Genomic DNA, 13,074 nt, shown 5'->3' on the forward strand with positions numbered 1-13,074 from the left:
GGCGCTATCAGGAAATACGGGTCTTGCCGTTGACTGCCGTGTCAGATGTTTCTTCAGCTGTAGCAGGTGCGGCGCTCGGCAGGTGGCGGGCAATCAGCCCGCGATAGGCCGCGGCGCCGAGGCATGCGCCGACAATCGGCGCGAAAATCGGTACGAGGAAGTAAGGAATATCGCGGCCGCCAGTGAAAGCCATTTCACCCCAACCGGCGAAAAAGGTCATCAGCTTGGGCCCGAAATCCCGTGCTGGGTTCATCGCAAAGCCGGTCAAAGGGCCCATTGCGCTGCCGATCACCGCGATCAGCAGGCCGATCAGCAGGGGGGCCAACGGGCCGCGTGGCAGGCCGTTGTTGTCATCGGTGAGGGCCATGATCACACCCATCAGGATGGCGGTAATGACCATTTCCACCAGGAACGCCTGGGCGGTGCTCAGCAGCGCATGGGGGTAGGTGGAGAACACCGACGCCAGTTCCAGGCTGGCCTGGGAGCCGCGCACCATGTGGTGGGTTTGTTCGTAATCGAAAAACAGGTTGCTGTAGAGCGTGTACACCAAGGCCGCCGAGCAGAAGGCGCCGGCGATCTGGGCGAGAATGTAGAAGGGCAGTTTGCGCTTGTCGAAGTCGGCGAAAATGCACAGCGCGATGCTGACGGCCGGGTTGAGGTGGGCTCCGGAAATGCCGGCGCTCAGGTAGATCGCCATGCTGACGCCAACCCCCCAGATGATACTGATCTCCCACAAGCCAAAGCTGGCACCCGCGACCTTGAGCGCAGCGACACATCCAGTACCGAAGAAGATCAGAAGCGCAGTCCCCAGGAATTCGGCCATGCATTGGCTCGAAAGTGAAGGCTGTTGAAGAGCAGTTGTCATGGAAAACCTCAGTTGTTGTTCTTGTCTGGCGCACAACCTCAACGGGTTGTTGCGCGATTTTCACCGTGCCAGGGATCCCCATCCCGGACGCGGCTTACTGCTTGAACGCTGCGGGACTATTCCTACAGTATTCGGAAACGAAAAAATATAGACAAGAATGACGGCTGTCAAAGGTCGAAAGTGAACCGTCAGTCACTTTCAAACTATTGGTCTGGTGAATGATCACGCTTGTCACATTGCGTGTGTACGGCAAGAGTGGGCGGACTAGAGCGTTTTACGTGGGCTTGGCCTAGAATTGGCCATCTGTTTGCCACGCCTCGGAGACACCATGACGCCCGCATTGGACTTGTTGAAAAAAGTTCGCGCCGAACATCGCATCCACAGTTACGAACATGACCCCAAGGCGGCTTCGTATGGGCTGGAGGCCGCGGAAAAATTGGGCCTGGACCCTGCGCAGGTGTTCAAGACCTTGCTGGCCAGCAGCGAGAAAGGCGAATTGTTAGTGGCGGTGGTGCCGGTCGTCGGAAGTCTGGATCTGAAAGCCCTGGCGCATGCGGCAGGCGTCAAGAAAGTCGAAATGGCCGACCCTGCGGCGGCGCAACGTTCCACCGGTTACCTGTTAGGCGGCATCAGCCCGTTGGGGCAGAAGAAGCGTTTGCGCACGTTCATTGATGTGACAGCGCAGCCGTTTGCGACGATTTTTGTGAGTGCGGGGAGGAGGGGCTTGGAGGTTGAATTGCCAGCGGCGGTGCTGGCTGAGCATACCCAGGCCAAGTTCGCGGAAATTGGCCGGGCATGACGAGGTTTTATACCGGGCTGTAGCGTCGTACGCCGGATTCGACTGGAGGGATGTGTGCGGCCGTGCTGCCGGACGCCTGGAACAACACCAGGTGTTCGGCGGCCACCCGAATGCCCACATCTGCACCGACCTGATGATCGGCATGACTCGGGAAAATCGACTCCAGCTGCGCGCCGGTCGGCAGCTGCAGGCGGTACAGCGTCGATGCACCGAGGAAGGTCTTGCCGACGATCCGCGCTTTCAACCCGCTGTCCGGCGCGTAGACGATGTCATCCGGACGCAGCAACACATCCACCGCACCGCCGGTAGGCCAGGTGTAGGCGCGGTTGCCGCGCAACTCACCCAGTTCGGTGCTGACCGATTCCGGCGAACTCAATTGCCCACGAATGAAGTAGCCCTGGCCGATAAAGCTGGCGACGTAGGGCGTCTGCGGCTCGTGATAAAGGTTGTAGGGCGTGTCCCATTGCTCAAGGCGGCCTTCTTTGAACACGCCGACCTGGTCGCTGACGGCGAAGGCTTCTTCCTGGTCATGGGTCACCAGGATTGCGCTGGTGCCGCGGGCCTTGAGGATGTCACGCACCTCGTGGCTGAGCTTGCGTCGCAACTCGCCATCCAGGTTGGAGAAGGGCTCATCCAGCAACAGCAAGGCCGGTTCTGGCGCCAAGGCACGGGCGAGGGCGACGCGTTGTTGCTGGCCGCCGGACAGCTCATGGGGGAAGCGCTTGCCCAGGTTTTTCAGGTTTACCAGCTCCAGCAACTCGGCGACTACGCGGTCTTTTTGCGGGTGCTTGCGAATGCCGAAGGCGATGTTATCGGCCACGCTCAGGTGAGGAAACAACGCGTAGTCCTGGAACACCATGCCGATGCGACGTTTCTCAGGGGCCAAGGTGAACCCGGCACTGGAGATCACTTCGCCAGCCAGGCTGATTTCACCTTCGTGCACCGGCTCGAACCCGGCAATCGCTCGTAGGGTGGTGGTCTTGCCGCAGCCCGAGGAACCCAGCAGGCAACCGATGTCGCCCGCATTGAGGTGCAGGTTGAGGTTCTGTACCACCCGTTGATCTTGATAGCCGCATGCCAGGTTGCGCAGGTTCAGCAGTAATGGATGGCTCATGCGTGGTGGTACGACGGTGGGACGAGGAATTCGAGCAAGGCCTTTTGTGCATGCAGGCGGTTTTCAGCCTGGTCCCAGGCGACCGAGCGTGGGTCATCGAGCAGGTCGGTGCTGATCTCTTCGCCACGGTGGGCCGGCAGGCAGTGCATGAACAACACATCAGGCGCGGCCAGGTCGAGCAGGGCGCGGGTCACCTGATACGGGGCGAACAAGGCCAGGCGCTTGGCGGTTTCGTCTTCCTGGCCCATGGAGGTCCAGACGTCGGTGCTTACCAGGTGCGCACCGATCACCGCGTCATGCGGGTCGCGTACCAGGGTCACGCGGTCGCCGGCCTGCTCCAGGAAGCGCGCGTCAGGCTCGTAGCCTTCCGGGCATGCAACGCGCAATTGGAAGTCGAATTGGATGGCCGCTTCTATATAGCTGTTGCACATGTTGTTGCCGTCGCCGATCCAGGCCACGGTCTTGCCCTGGATCGAGCCACGGTGCTCAAGGAAGGTTTGCATATCGGCCAGCAACTGGCACGGGTGCAGGTCATCGGACAGGCCGTTGATCACCGGTACACGGGAGTTGGCGGAAAATTCGGTCACGGTGCTATGGGCAAAGGTACGGATCATCACGGCATCGAGCATGCTCGACATCACTTTCGCGCTGTCGGCGATCGGCTCGCCACGACCCAGCTGGGTGTCGCGCGAGGACAGGAAGATTGCCTGGCCACCCAGTTGGATCATGCCGGCTTCGAACGATACACGGGTGCGGGTCGACGACTTCTCGAAGATCATGCCGAGCACGCGGTTTTTCAAAGGCTCGAACAGTACGCCGCGGTTACGCAGGTCTTTAAGCTCAATGCCTCGACGGATCACGCTGACCAGCTCTTCGGGCGTGCAATCCATCAGGGAGAGAAAGTGCCTTGCGCTCATCATTAACTACCTTTTTGCAACAGACCGCAGATACTCAAAGCCTTGTTTATTGTGACAACGGGCGAGACCTGCGGCGAAAGCCGCACGGGGCGACGAAATAGGGGAAGGCGCGATCTTATAATTAAATGTCGCGTCTTACCAATAGGGCTACGGTTTTTAAGGGTGTTCAAGCAGGGCGCCGAAGCGCTTTTGAAGATGAATTCCAGACAGCAGCGGGCCATTTGTACACTGGCGTCGAGACCTTTTGCAATGTGCGGAGGCGGGCGCAGGCCAGGCTGCGTCGGTTTCAGAGGCTGTACGCCGGGTTTTGAAACATTTGCTCACGCTTGCCCATGGCCTGGCCTGATGCTGGTCGATTCACAGGACGAACGTTGGTGGCGCCCCTGCCGCTCCCGGCCCATAGTGGGATCAAAGCCCCTATAAAAGAGACTGGCCATGACCAAGACTCTCCACCACCGTGCCTGCCATCTGTGTGAAGCCATTTGTGGCCTGACCCTGGAAACCACCCAGGCCGACGACGGCAGCCTGGCGATCACCTCGATCAAGGGTGACGCCCAGGACAGTTTCAGCCGTGGGCATATCTGCCCCAAGGCCGTGGCGCTGCAGGATATCCAGAATGACCCGGACCGCCTGCACCAGCCGATGTTGCGGGTGGGCAGTGAATGGCAGCCGATCGCGTGGGACGAGGCGTTTACCCTTGTCGCCGAACGGCTGGCGGGTATTCAGGCGCGGCACGGGCAGAATGCGGTGGCGGTGTACCAGGGCAATCCCAGCGTGCACAACTACGGGCTGATGACCCACAGTAATTACTTCCTGGGCCAGTTGAAGACGCGTAATCGGTTCTCTGCAACCTCGGTGGACCAGTTGCCGCATCACCTCACCAGTTACCTCATGTACGGCCATGGCCTGCTGTTGCCAATCCCGGATATTGATCACACCGACTTCATGCTGATCCTGGGCGGCAACCCACTGGCGTCCAACGGCAGCATCATGACCGTGCCGGATGTGGAGAAGCGCCTCAAGGCGATCCAGGCGCGGGGTGGCAAAGTGGTGGTGGTCGACCCACGGCGCAGCGAGACGGCGGCGATGGCCGACCAGCACCTGTTCGTGCGCCCGGGCGGTGACGCGGCGTTGCTGTTCGGGGTGCTCAACACCTTGTTTACCGAGCACCTGACCCGCGACAGCCATTTGCCGGTTGAAGGTCTTGAGGATGTGCGTCGCGCCATCGCCGGGTTTAGTGCCGAGGCCATGAGCCGTCAGTGTGCGGTGCCTGCCGAACAGATACGCCAACTGGCGCGGGACTTTGCCGCCGCTGATAAAGCGGTGTGTTATGGACGCATGGGGGTCTCGACCCAGGCGTTCGGCACCCTGTGCCATTGGCTGGTGCAACTGATCAACCTGGTGACCGGCAACCTGGACCGCGTGGGTGGTGCGCTGTGCACCACACCGGCGGTGGACCTGGTGGCATCGACCGGTGGCGGGCATTTCAATCGTTGGCAGAGCCGGGTTTCCGGGCGCCCGGAGTATGGCGGCGAGCTTCCGGTGTCAGCATTGGCCGAAGAAATGCTCACCGAAGGTGAAGGACAAATCCGCGCCTTGGTGACGGTGGCGGGCAACCCGGTGTTGTCGACACCCAACGGCCGGCAGTTGGAACAAGCCCTCGACGGCTTGGAGTTCATGGTCAGCATCGACCTCTATATCAACGAAACCACGCGCTATGCCGACCTGATCCTGCCGTCCACTTCGGCGCTGGAGAATGATCACTACGACACCACCTTCAACATGTTTGCGGTGCGCAATGTCACCCGCTTCAATCGCGCAATTCTGCCCAAGCCTGCGGGCGCACTGCATGACTGGGAAATCTTTGTCGGCTTGGCCAAAGCGTTTGCCGCGCAAACAGGCACGGTGCTCAAGCCGACCCTGCCGCCCGCGCAGATGATCGACTTCGGCCTGCGTGCCGGAGTGTACGGTGATGCGTCCAGCCACAAGTTGTCGGTGGCCATGCTGGCGGACCATCCCCATGGTGTGGACCTGGGGGCGCTGCAGCCCAATCTCGCCGCGCGCTTGAAAACCGTTAATGGCATGGTACAAGCAGCGCCAGCGGTGATTCTTGCCGATCTGGCACGTTTTGCCGCGCAGCCGGTGGCGGTGGCCGACGAACTGCTGTTGATCGGCCGCCGCCACGTGCGCAGCAATAATTCCTGGATGCATAATTACCATCGGCTGGTGAAGGGCAAGCCGCGGCATCAATTGCTCATGCACCCCGATGACCTGGCCAGTCGGCAGTTGAACGACGGTCAGCGCGTGCGTGTGAGTTCTCGCATTGGCATGATCGAAGTGGAGGTCGTGGCCAGCCTGGACATGATGCCCGGTGTCGTCAGCTTGCCGCATGGTTGGGGCCATGGCCGCCCCGGCGTGCAGATGACGATTGCCAGCGGACAGCCGGGGGCGAGTGCCAATGACTTGACCGACGAGCGGCAGTTGGATGAGCTGTCGGGCAATGCCGCACTCAATGGCGTTCCGGTGCAGGTAGCAGCCGCCTGAGCACCGCGCTGGAAATTTGCGTTACAATGCGCCACCGTGCCGACCTGTGAGTCGCAAAGTTCCAGCCGAGGTGTTCCATGGATATCATCGAAACGATCAAAGAGCAGATTGCCAACAACACCATTCTGCTTTACATGAAGGGCGCGCCAAACGCTCCTCAGTGCGGTTTCTCCGCGAAGGCTTCCCAGGCCATCATGGCGTGCGGCGAGAAGTTCGCTTACGTGGATATCCTGCAAAACCCTGAAATCCGCGCCAACCTGCCGAAGTACGCCAACTGGCCGACCTTCCCACAACTGTGGGTGGCCGGAGAGCTGGTCGGCGGCAGTGACATCATCGTTGAGATGGCGGCTGATGGTTCGTTGCAAACGCTGATCAAAGAAGCAGCGGCAAATGCGGCAGCCAAGACCGACGCGTGATTCGCCTGCAATAAAAAGCCCCGCCTCTCGAGAGAGAGCGGGGCTTTTTTGTTCCTGCGAGCTGCGGGCTTATTCTTCGCCCATCTGCGATTGCAGGTAGTTTTCCAGGCTGACCTTGTCGATCAGGCCCAGTTGGGTTTCCAGCCAGTCGATGTGCTCTTCCTGATCTTCCAGGATGTCTTCCAGCAGTTCACGGCTGCCGAAGTCGCTCTTGATTTCGCAGTGAGCAATAGCGGCCTTGAGGTCGCTGTGGCTCTTGCGCTCAAAGCCCAGGTCACTGCCAAGCATCTCCTTGGTGTCCTCGCCGATGTTCAGCTTGCCCAGGTCCTGCACGTTCGGCAGGCCTTCCAGGAACAGGATGCGCTTGATCAGCGCGTCCGCGTCCTTCATGGCTTTGATCGATTCTTTGTATTCGCGCTTGCCCAGCTTTTCCAGGCCCCAATCGTCATACATGCGTGCATGCAGAAAGTACTGATTGATCGCGACCAGTTCATTGGCAAGGATTTTATTGAGTTGCTGGATGACTGAGATGTCGCCTTTCATGACTGGGGTCCTGCCCTGTAATAGCTGTGTATAAGGCGGAGTTTGAGCGGCGAAATCTCTAGTGTCAAACCTAAGTTATTGAATAATAAATGAAAATTAATCGGAATAAGAATGTTTGTGTTCCGCGTCTTGACGCTAACTAATTGAATTGCGGGCATAAAAAAACCGGACACTAAGTCCGGTTCTTTAAAACACGCCCAATCAGGCGTGTGTAAATTCTGCTGAATAAGGCAGCGCGGCCTGGGCGGTCTGCAGTTGCGTCAGGGTTTCCCGTACCACTTGCTTGGCCAGGCAAGCACATTTGCCACACTGGCTGGCAACGCCGGTGGTTTCACGCACTTCCTTGTAGCTGCAGCAACCTTCGTAGATTGCTTCGCGGATTTGTCCGTCGGTGACGCCAGTACAGAGGCACACATACATAAGGGAGAACCGTCGCGGGTTTAAGGCTTAAGTGCGGTGGATCTTAATGTTAACGAGAATGATTGTCAAAGTAGAATCGTAGGGTATTCGCTGGTACCGTGCCCGCACTGACGAACGGTTTTTTCAGTGTATGATGGTCGGTCTTCACGAAGCGTGACTGCGTCACGGGGCTGTCGCTTATCAACGGCAGACTCAGGGCCGGTCCTTTTACTTCAATCGTCACCCTCACATCAGGAGATAACCAATGAGCGTACTCGTCGGCAAACAAGCCCCGGATTTCGACGTACCTGCCGTCCTCGGCAATGGCGAAATCGTAGACAGCTTCAAACTGTCTGAAGCCATCAAAGGCAAATACGGCCTGGTGTTCTTCTACCCGCTGGACTTCACCTTCGTCTGCCCTTCGGAGCTGATCGCTCTGGACCACCGCATGGACGATTTCAAGGCGCGTAATGTTGAAGTGGTAGCCGTTTCCATCGACTCCCATTTCACTCACAACGCCTGGCGCAACACCGCCATCAATGATGGCGGCATCGGCAAAGTCAAATACACCATGGCTGCCGACATGAAGCACGACATCGCCAAGGCCTACGACGTTGAGTCCGAAGGCGGCGTGGCCTTCCGTGGCGCGTTCCTGATCGACGACAAAGGCGTGGTTCGCTCCCAGATCATCAACGACCTGCCACTGGGTCGTAACATGGAAGAGCTGATCCGTCTGGTCGACGCCCTGCAATTCCACGAAGAGCACGGCGAAGTCTGCCCTGCCAACTGGAAAAAAGGCGATAAAGGCATGAACGCTTCGCCGGAAGGTGTTGCGGCTTACCTGACCGAGAACGCTGGCAAGCTGTAAGCCACGTTTGCGGCAAAAAAAACCGGCCTGAGAAGGCCGGTTTTTTTATGCGCGGGATTCCACTTCAGTCGTTGAAGTCTTCCCAGCCGCCCATCTGCTTCCAGCGGTTGACGATGCCGCAGAACAGCTCGGCGGTCTTCTCGGTGTCGTAGCGGGCCGAGTGAGCCTCACGACCGTCAAAGTCGATACCGGCCGCCTGACAGGCTTTCGCCAACACAGTCTGGCCATACGCCAGCCCGGCGAGGGTTGCGGTGTCAAAGCTGGAGAACGGGTGAAACGGGTTGCGCTTCATGTCCAACCGCGCCACGGCGGCATTCAGGAAGCCCAGGTCAAAGCTGCTGTTGTGGCCGACCAGGATCGCGCGTTTGCAGCCATTGGCCTTCAATGCCTTGCGCACGCCACGGAAGATATCGGTCAGTGCCGCTTCTTCACTTACTGCCATGCGCAATGGGTGATCGAGCTTGATCCCGGTGAACTCCAAGGCAGCCGCTTCGATATTGGCGCCTTCGAACGGCTCGACGCGGAAGAAGTGGGTGTGTTCCGGGAACACAAAACCCTGTTCGTCCATGCCGATAGTCGTCGCGGCGATTTCCAGCAGCGCATCGGTGGCGCAGTTGAAACCACCGGTTTCTACGTCGATGACAACCGGCAGATAGCCGCGGAACCGCTCGGCCATCGGATGACGGGATCCGCCACCGCTGTGCTCGTGTTCGTCATCGTAATGGTCTTCACTCACTTGCTTTCCTCCAGCAGGCGCCAGCGCAGTGTTTCACCGGCGCGCAGCGGGATGACAGTCAGCTCGCCAAACGGCAGGCTGGCAGGGGCGGTCCAGTCTTCACGAACCAGGGTAATGCGATCGGTATTCGCGGGCAGGCCGTAGAAACGCGGGCCATTGAGGCTGGCGAACCCTTCGAGCTTGTCCAGGGCGTTGCGCTGTTCGAACGCTTCAGCGTACAGCTCGATGGCGGCATAGGCGGTGTAGCAGCCGGCACAACCGCACGCGGCTTCTTTGGCGTGCTGGGCGTGAGGCGCGGAGTCGGTGCCGAGGAAAAACTTCGGATTGCCGCTGGTCGCCGCATCCAGCAAGGCTACCTGGTGGGTGTTGCGCTTGAGGATCGGCAAGCAATAGAAGTGCGGCCTAATCCCGCCCACCAGCATGTGGTTGCGGTTGTACAGCAGGTGATGCGCGGTGATGGTCGCAGCAACGTTGGCCGAGGCTTCGGTGACGAACTGCACGGCATCGGCAGTGGTGATGTGCTCGAACACGACCTTGAGGGTCGGGAACAGCTCCACCACGCGACGCATGTGTTCGTCGATGAAGATCTTCTCGCGATCGAACACGTCCACATCGCCACGCGTGACTTCACCGTGGATCAGCAGCGGCATGCCGACGTCGGCCATGGCTTCGATGGCCGGCAGGATCTTGTCGATACTGGTCACGCCGGAATCGGAGTTGGTGGTCGCACCGGCCGGGTACAGCTTGGCGGCGTGTACAAACCCACTGGCCTTGGCCTCACGAATTTCTTCGGGCTGGGTACGGTCGGTGAGGTAAAGCACCATCAGCGGTTCGAAGCGGCTGCCGGCCGGCCGTGCAGCGAGGATACGCTGGCGGTAGGCATCGGCTTGCTCGGCGTTACGCACCGGAGGTACCAAGTTAGGCATGATGATGGCGCGGCCAAACGTGCGCGCTACATCGGCCACGGTGTGGGGTAACGCAGCACCATCGCGAAGATGAATATGCCAGTCGTCGGGACGCAGCAGGGTCAGGCGGTCGGACATTGGGGATTCCAGGCGGGTCAATCTGGGGGGAATGCTACCGGAAAAGACTCTATCAGGCACTCGCTATCAAGTTTTGCAGGATGCAACCGATAGCCTTTTGTATGCCTTATCGATGTATGACGCTTTGAAGTGTTGTAGAAACCAGTGGAGCCTCCCGTGCGCCAGCATTATCTAGCCCTGCTCAGTGTGTTCGCCAGCCTGCCCGCGATGGCCCTCACGTACCAGACACGTCTGGAGAACATTGAGTGGAAGGTAGAGGGCGACCAGTTCGAGTGCCGTCTGACCCAACCGATCACAGACTTCGGCTCGGGTGAGTTCGTGCGCCGGGCGGGTGAGCAGGCAACATTTCGTCTGAAAGCCTATAACGGTTCGCTGGGCGCAGGCTCGGCCACCTTGTTGGCCGCCGCTGCCCCTTGGCAGCCAGGCCGAGGCGATATCAACCTCGGCGCCGTGCGTGCCGGCAGTGGCGAGGTGTTGTTCAACAGCTCGCAGGCCCAGGCCGGGCGCCTTTTCACCGGACTGCTGGAAGGGCGTAGCCCGACGGTCCGCCACTACGGCCGTGAAGGCGGCTACTCCGAAATCCGCTTGTTGCCGGTGAAATTCAACAAAGCTTATAACGACTACCAGCTGTGCACCGCCAAGCTGTTGCCGATGAATTACGATCAGGTCAAACAGACCGAAGTCGGATTCCCTGGTGGCGGTATCGAGTTGGACGCGGCCGCCAAGAAGAAACTCGACGTGATTCTTGCGTTCATGAAAGCCGACCCGACGGTCAATCATATCGAGTTGAATGGCCATTCGGACAACAGCGGCAACCGCCTGACCAATCGCGACGTCTCTCGCCGCCGCGGCTTGGCGGTGATGGACTACTTCAAGGCCAACGGTATCCAGGAATCGCAGATCACCCTGCGCTTCCATGGCGAAAGCTACCCCCTGGCGCCCAACACCAATGCCGCCAACCGGGCGCGCAATCGCCGTGTGAATATCCAGCTTGAGCGCGTGGCAGCTCCCGAAAAACCAGCACCCCAGGCTGCTGGTCCGAGCAACCCAGCGCACACGTCCTGAGGTGCGACCATCGGTCGCCCGTTCGACATAATCTGTCGCTTTATCTTCATTTGCTGTCGCGCCCCTGTAAATTCACGGTTTTGGTCGGTAGAATCGACGCCTTTCCGTACAACCCCGTGGAGTGATGGCATGGCCGACGTAAACAAGGTCGTTCTCGCGTATTCCGGCGGCCTGGACACTTCGGTGATCCTCAAGTGGCTGCAGGATACTTATAACTGTGAAGTGGTGACCTTCACCGCTGATCTGGGTCAGGGCGAAGAGGTCGAACCTGCACGTGCCAAGGCGCAAGCCATGGGCGTGAAAGAGATCTACATTGACGACCTGCGCGAAGAGTTCGTCCGCGATTTCGTCTTCCCGATGTTTCGCGCCAACACCGTCTACGAAGGCGAGTACCTGCTGGGTACCTCCATCGCACGTCCGCTGATCGCCAAGCGTCTGATCGAAATCGCCAACGAAACCGGCGCCGACGCCATTTCCCATGGTGCTACCGGCAAGGGCAACGACCAGGTGCGATTCGAACTGGGTGCCTATGCACTCAAGCCAGGCGTGAAAGTGATCGCCCCTTGGCGTGAATGGGACCTGCTGTCCCGTGAAAAACTGATGGATTACGCTGAAAAGCACGCGATCCCGATCGAGCGTCACGGCAAGAAGAAGTCCCCGTACTCGATGGATGCCAACCTGCTGCACATCTCCTATGAAGGCGGCGTGCTGGAAGACACCTGGACCGAGCACGAAGAAGACATGTGGAAATGGACCGTCTCCCCGGAGAACGCTCCAGACAAGCCGCAATACTTGGAACTGACCTACCGCAATGGCGACATTGTCGCGCTGGACGGCGTCGAAATGACCCCGGCCACTGTGCTGGCAACCTTGAACCGTATCGGTGGCGAACACGGTATCGGCCGTCTCGACATCGTCGAGAACCGCTACGTGGGCATGAAGTCCCGTGGTTGCTACGAAACCCCTGGCGGCACCATCATGCTGCGCGCCCACCGGGCCATCGAATCCATTACCCTGGACCGCGAAGTGGCTCACCTCAAAGACGAGCTGATGCCCAAGTACGCCAGCCTGATCTACACCGGCTACTGGTGGAGCCCTGAGCGTCTGATGCTGCAACAGATGATCGATGCTTCCCAGGTGCACGTGAACGGCGTTGTGCGCCTGAAGCTGTACAAGGGCAACGTGATCGTTACCGGTCGCAAGTCCGATGAGTCGCTGTTCGACGCCAACATCGCTACCTTCGAAGAAGATGGCGGCGCCTACAACCAGGCGGACGCAGCAGGCTTTATCAAGTTGAACGCACTGCGCATGCGAATTGCGGCCAACAAAGGTCGCTCGTTGTTCTAAGTCTTAGCCGCTTTTAAGAATGGCCCCTTATTCAGGGGCCATTTTTTTTGCCTATGGATTTTTTGTGGAGTTGCAATGTTTATAAATGGTTAAACATTTGTTGATGTTCTTCAGTCGACGCATTTTCAAATGCGCCTTCGATGGTGCTGTTGTTGAAAGTTTGTAGGGCGAATGATTTTTTTACACCTGCTTAGGAACTGGTCTTACAGAAGATTCACTCATGAAAGTGAGGCGGACGTATAAAGCACGGAATACTCTGTAGGAATTAAGGATGTAAGAGAATATGTTAAATGGAACTAAAACAGTCGGACACTTCTTGCCCGGATTCCTGCGCGTAGGACATAGGCAAGGGGCATTTCCTGAGAGTGGTGTGCGGCACGTTTACCCAACCCCTGATACTCCATGGATATTTCACTCA

The 13,074-nt window shown here is 58.8% G+C and carries 13 protein-coding genes; 6 read left to right on the forward strand and 7 right to left on the reverse strand.

Translation table 11 applies throughout. The features are described from left to right. Positions 1-7: 7 nt before the first annotated feature. Positions 8-865 (reverse strand): MIP/aquaporin family protein, encoded by an 858-nt coding sequence (locus M2497_RS06825; RefSeq protein WP_248486512.1) that lies wholly within the window; start codon positions 863-865, stop codon positions 8-10. A gap of 328 nt (positions 866-1,193) precedes the next feature. Between M2497_RS06825 and ybaK the strand changes: the two genes are divergently transcribed. Further along, positions 1,194-1,664, forward strand: coding sequence for a Cys-tRNA(Pro) deacylase (gene ybaK / locus M2497_RS06830; RefSeq protein WP_034096128.1), 471 nt, complete (start codon positions 1,194-1,196; stop codon positions 1,662-1,664). A 7-nt stretch (positions 1,665-1,671) separates the two neighbouring features. Here ybaK and M2497_RS06835 read toward each other — a convergent pair whose 3' ends face one another. After that, positions 1,672-2,778: an ATP-binding cassette domain-containing protein gene (locus M2497_RS06835; protein WP_248486514.1), complete on the reverse strand. Its 1,107-nt coding sequence runs from the start codon at positions 2,776-2,778 to the stop codon at positions 1,672-1,674. Further along, complete coding sequence (gene argF / locus M2497_RS06840; protein ID WP_102591706.1) at positions 2,775-3,695, reverse strand: ornithine carbamoyltransferase; 921 nt, start codon at positions 3,693-3,695, stop codon at positions 2,775-2,777. The genes M2497_RS06835 and argF overlap by 4 nt, the downstream gene beginning before the upstream one ends. A gap of 435 nt (positions 3,696-4,130) precedes the next feature. Here argF and M2497_RS06845 point away from each other — a divergent pair, with 435 nt between their 5' ends. Beyond that, positions 4,131-6,239 (forward strand): molybdopterin oxidoreductase family protein, encoded by a 2,109-nt coding sequence (locus M2497_RS06845; protein WP_248486516.1) that lies wholly within the window; start codon positions 4,131-4,133, stop codon positions 6,237-6,239. A 77-nt stretch (positions 6,240-6,316) separates the two neighbouring features. Beyond that, positions 6,317-6,655 carry a Grx4 family monothiol glutaredoxin gene (gene grxD, locus M2497_RS06850; protein ID WP_016970749.1) on the forward strand — a complete coding sequence of 113 codons (339 nt, stop codon included), beginning with the start codon at positions 6,317-6,319 and terminating at the stop codon, positions 6,653-6,655. A 69-nt stretch (positions 6,656-6,724) separates the two neighbouring features. Here grxD and bfr read toward each other — a convergent pair whose 3' ends face one another. Together bfr and M2497_RS06860 are read right to left on the reverse strand one after the other, a co-directional pair. Continuing rightward, positions 6,725-7,198, reverse strand: a complete 474-nt coding sequence (gene bfr, locus M2497_RS06855; RefSeq protein WP_248486518.1) for a bacterioferritin — start codon at positions 7,196-7,198, stop codon at positions 6,725-6,727. Positions 7,199-7,399: 201 nt separating this feature from the next. Continuing rightward, a complete protein-coding gene (locus M2497_RS06860) occupies positions 7,400-7,618 on the reverse strand; it encodes a bacterioferritin-associated ferredoxin (RefSeq protein WP_010564137.1) in 219 nt (72 codons plus the stop codon). A 244-nt stretch (positions 7,619-7,862) separates the two neighbouring features. Here M2497_RS06860 and M2497_RS06865 point away from each other — a divergent pair, with 244 nt between their 5' ends. Then, a complete protein-coding gene (locus M2497_RS06865) occupies positions 7,863-8,465 on the forward strand; it encodes a peroxiredoxin (RefSeq protein ID WP_003172097.1) in 603 nt (200 codons plus the stop codon). A 64-nt stretch (positions 8,466-8,529) separates the two neighbouring features. Here M2497_RS06865 and rnt read toward each other — a convergent pair whose 3' ends face one another. Beyond that, entirely contained in the window at positions 8,530-9,201 is a 672-nt protein-coding gene (rnt, locus tag M2497_RS06870) for a ribonuclease T (RefSeq protein ID WP_010564138.1), read from the reverse strand. Continuing rightward, entirely contained in the window at positions 9,198-10,244 is a 1,047-nt protein-coding gene (gene pyrC, locus M2497_RS06875) for a dihydroorotase (protein WP_058423778.1), read from the reverse strand. The genes rnt and pyrC overlap by 4 nt, the downstream gene beginning before the upstream one ends. A gap of 156 nt (positions 10,245-10,400) precedes the next feature. On the opposite strand from pyrC, the gene M2497_RS06880 reads away from it, so the two are divergent. Further along, the gene (locus tag M2497_RS06880) at positions 10,401-11,309 is read left to right on the forward strand and encodes an OmpA family protein (protein WP_248486519.1); all 909 of its coding nucleotides are present in this window, start codon (positions 10,401-10,403) and stop codon (positions 11,307-11,309) included. A gap of 129 nt (positions 11,310-11,438) precedes the next feature. Next, positions 11,439-12,656: an argininosuccinate synthase gene (locus M2497_RS06885; RefSeq protein ID WP_010212738.1), complete on the forward strand. Its 1,218-nt coding sequence runs from the start codon at positions 11,439-11,441 to the stop codon at positions 12,654-12,656. Positions 12,657-13,074 lie beyond the last annotated feature (418 nt).

This window comes from Pseudomonas sp. CYM-20-01 (assembly GCF_023169845.1).
Lineage (GTDB): Bacteria > Pseudomonadota > Gammaproteobacteria > Pseudomonadales > Pseudomonadaceae > Aquipseudomonas > Aquipseudomonas azotoformans.

Bases quoted from the DNA above. Each gene is read 5' to 3' on its own strand.
- M2497_RS06835 (WP_248486514.1), bottom strand. From the start codon at position 2,778: ATGAGCCATCCATTACTGCTGAACCTGCGCAACCTGGCATGCGGCTAT.
- M2497_RS06865 (WP_003172097.1), top strand. From the start codon at position 7,863: ATGAGCGTACTCGTCGGCAAACAAGCCCCGGATTTCGACGTACCTGCC.
- M2497_RS06825 (WP_248486512.1), bottom strand. From the start codon at position 865: ATGACAACTGCTCTTCAACAGCCTTCACTTTCGAGCCAATGCATGGCC.
- ybaK (WP_034096128.1), top strand. From the start codon at position 1,194: ATGACGCCCGCATTGGACTTGTTGAAAAAAGTTCGCGCCGAACATCGC.
- pyrC (WP_058423778.1), bottom strand. From the start codon at position 10,244: ATGTCCGACCGCCTGACCCTGCTGCGTCCCGACGACTGGCATATTCAT.
- M2497_RS06845 (WP_248486516.1), top strand. From the start codon at position 4,131: ATGACCAAGACTCTCCACCACCGTGCCTGCCATCTGTGTGAAGCCATT.
- grxD (WP_016970749.1), top strand. From the start codon at position 6,317: ATGGATATCATCGAAACGATCAAAGAGCAGATTGCCAACAACACCATT.
- M2497_RS06860 (WP_010564137.1), bottom strand. From the start codon at position 7,618: ATGTATGTGTGCCTCTGTACTGGCGTCACCGACGGACAAATCCGCGAA.
- argF (WP_102591706.1), bottom strand. From the start codon at position 3,695: ATGAGCGCAAGGCACTTTCTCTCCCTGATGGATTGCACGCCCGAAGAG.
- M2497_RS06885 (WP_010212738.1), top strand. From the start codon at position 11,439: ATGGCCGACGTAAACAAGGTCGTTCTCGCGTATTCCGGCGGCCTGGAC.
- bfr (WP_248486518.1), bottom strand. From the start codon at position 7,198: ATGAAAGGCGACATCTCAGTCATCCAGCAACTCAATAAAATCCTTGCC.